The following is a 2,684-nucleotide window of genomic DNA, read 5'->3' as shown; positions in this document are numbered from 1 at the left end:
GGGGTTGCTTTCGGCGCCGGTGCGCGCCGAGCCGTTCGTCCCGCCGCGCCTGCCGTTCGTCATGACGTTATCCAACAATACGCCGCTGGCATTCGGCATGGACGCCGAGCAGACGGCACGCGCCCTGGGGCAGTCCCTGCAATATGTCCGCGGACGCCCCGGCAACGAGATCTACCTTGCCCTGCGCAACATCGGCGGCAGCAGACTGATCCCCTACCGTCACCGCCTCTTCCTGCAATTTCGTCATGGACGGCTGGCAGGATGGAAGGAGGATTACGGCGAGAACTGGATGTGGGAGTGAGGTGCATCCCCTCATCCTGACGAGCTTGCGAAGCAAGCGTCTCGAAGCATGAAGGCCCCGGCTGCAGCTCGGCCTTCCATCCTTCGAGACGCGCGCAAAGGGCGCGCTCCTCAGGATGAGGAGAGAGATTAGAGTTCGTCGTAAAAAAGAAGGACAACCCGCGTGGGACAAGACATCAAACTGACGGCCTCCGACAATTTCCAGCTTGGCGCCTATCGCGCTGATCCCACGGTCACGCCGAAGGGCGCGGTGGTGGTGATCCAGGAGATTTTTGGGGTCAACCATCACATCCGCTCGGTCTGCGATCGCCTCGCGGGCGAAGGCTATGTCGCGATCGCGCCGTCGATCTTCGACCGGACGTCACCGGGCTTCCAGTCGGGCTACACGCCTGATGAGATCGCCGAAGCGCGCAAGTTCGTTGCGAGCCCCGACTGGGAGGCGATGCTGCGCGACACGCAAGCCGCGATCGATGCGGTGAAGAGCGTCGGCCCGGTCGGCATCATCGGCTTCTGTCTTGGCGGCAGCATCGCCTTCGTCGCGGCGACGCGGCTGTCGGGCCTGAAGGCCGCGATCGGTTATTACGGCGGCGCCGTCGTGCGCTTTGCCGACGAGACGCCAAAAGTACCGACGCAACTGCATTTCGGCGAGAAGGACGCCGGCATTCCCCTGACCGACGTCGAGACCGTCAAGACCAAGCGGCCGGATGTCGAGGTCTTCGTCTATCCGGGCGCCCAGCACGGCTTCCATTGCGACGAGCGGCCGAGCTACGACAAAGCCAGTTCCGAAATCGCATGGCCGCGCAGCATGGAATTTTTCGCGAAGCATTTGAAATAGGGCAGCACTCAAGTGGAGAGCAGGAATCGGGTGGCTGCATCACGACGCATGGCGATAGAGCAGGCGGATCAACTCACGCCAGGAGACCGCCATGCAGCAGGCCATCACGCACCTCGTCATCCGCAATCCGTTCGGAACCATGGACGTTCCCTCGCCCAGTGATTCCGAGGTGATGGACTTTGCCGCGACGGCCACGCTGTCCGGCGATGCAACCGACGGCAACGCGGCGGCATGGGCCTCCAGCGCGACAATGCCCGATCCGATCGAGGGCCTCTGGGCCAGCCGCTGGAATGGCGGCGCCGATCCGACCATCGCCGGCGATACGGTGGACAAATGGAAGCTGGGGCGCGCGGACATCCGCATTGCGGGGAGCCGGATCTATCTGCGCTTCGACTGGGACAACGGCCGCCGGCACGGGCTGATCGATGCCGCGCGCGACGGCGCGCACCGCCTGCTTGGAAAGTACATCAACCTGACCACGCCGGCGATCACCCGGCCATGGGTCGGGCTCGTGGTCGATGCCAGCAGGATCGACGGATGTTTTCCGAACGGGCGGCTGGATTTTCGGCGGTGAGCGAGAGCGTTTTCGAGCGAAGTGGATACCGGTTCGCGTGAAGAAAACGCGTTAAAACAAAAAATCCAGAGCTTCGGTTCTGATTCAGTCAGAACCGATAACGCTCTAGAACCAGCGCTCGCCGACGAACACGGTGTCGCCGGGGGCCAAGGGCGTGCCGAGCGGGACGATGGCGCGCATGGAGCCACCGGCTTCGGTGTGCGTGACGGTGACCACGTCGCGCTTGGCGCGCGGGGAGAAGCCGCCGGCGATCGCCACCGCGCTCTCGACCGTCATGTTCGGCACGTAGGGATATTGGCCGGGCGCGGAGACTTCGCCGAGAATGAAGAACGGGCGATAGGCCTCGATCTCCACGGCGACCGAAGGCTCGCGGATATAGCCGTTGCGCAGCCGCGCGGCGATTTCGCCGGCGAGGCCTGCCGGGGTGCGGCCGCGGGCCGGCACGCCGCCGATCAGCGGCATGGTGATCGAGCCGCCGGCATCGATCGCGTAGCTGTTGGTGAGACCTTCCTGGCCGTAGACCACGACGCGCAGCCTGTCGCCGGCGTCGAGATGGTAGGAGGAGTCGTAGCGGACCGGCGCCACCATCGGTGCGGCATAGCCGACCGGCATGGGCGCAGGCGAAGAGGCAAAGGAATTGCTGAGCGCGGCGATGGCGCCGCCGCTGTTGTTGGCAACGACGACCGGCTGCGGGGCACCGTAGGGCTGGCCATAGGCCATCGAGTCGAGATCGGCGCGCGGCTGCACATAGGCGATGGGACCAGCCGTCTGCATACAGCCGCCAAGGGTCAGCGCGGCGGACGCTGCCAGGGCTACTGCCGAGATCGACCATCGAAACGCGCGTGCAACTGGCACCGGACCTATCCCTCGGAACGAGACAGCTTCAGTGATGCACCGGTTATGGTTAATAAAGCGTTGAGGGGCCTTTGCGACAGCAGCGTGAGCAACGGGGCATTGTGCGCTCCCTCTCCCGCT

4 protein-coding genes are annotated in these 2,684 nt (G+C 64.6%); 3 read left to right on the top strand and 1 reads right to left on the bottom strand.

Annotation, left to right across the window (positions count from 1 at the left end; genetic code table 11):
* Positions 1-4 precede the first annotated feature (4 nt).
* From IVB31_RS30845 to IVB31_RS30835, 3 genes are all read left to right on the top strand, one after another.
* Complete coding sequence (locus IVB31_RS30845) at positions 5-301, top strand: hypothetical protein (RefSeq protein WP_247332330.1); 297 nt, start codon at positions 5-7, stop codon at positions 299-301.
* Positions 302-463: 162 nt separating this feature from the next.
* Entirely contained in the window at positions 464-1,135 is a 672-nt protein-coding gene (locus IVB31_RS30840; protein ID WP_247331694.1) for a dienelactone hydrolase family protein, read from the top strand.
* 91 nt (positions 1,136-1,226) lie between these two features.
* A complete protein-coding gene (locus IVB31_RS30835) occupies positions 1,227-1,709 on the top strand; it encodes a hypothetical protein (RefSeq protein WP_247331691.1) in 483 nt (160 codons plus the stop codon).
* Positions 1,710-1,814: 105 nt separating this feature from the next.
* On the opposite strand, the gene IVB31_RS30830 is transcribed toward IVB31_RS30835, so the two are convergent.
* A complete protein-coding gene (locus tag IVB31_RS30830) occupies positions 1,815-2,564 on the bottom strand; it encodes a polysaccharide biosynthesis/export family protein (RefSeq protein WP_247331689.1) in 750 nt (249 codons plus the stop codon).
* Positions 2,565-2,684: the final 120 nt, after the last annotated feature.

This window comes from Bradyrhizobium sp. 21, from assembly GCF_023073335.1.
Lineage (GTDB): Bacteria > Pseudomonadota > Alphaproteobacteria > Rhizobiales > Xanthobacteraceae > Bradyrhizobium.
Note: the sequence above shows the minus strand (reverse complement) of the source record. Positions and strands in the feature narration are given on the sequence as shown.

Bases quoted from the DNA above. Each gene is read 5' to 3' on its own strand.
- IVB31_RS30835 (WP_247331691.1), top strand. From the start codon at position 1,227: ATGCAGCAGGCCATCACGCACCTCGTCATCCGCAATCCGTTCGGAACC.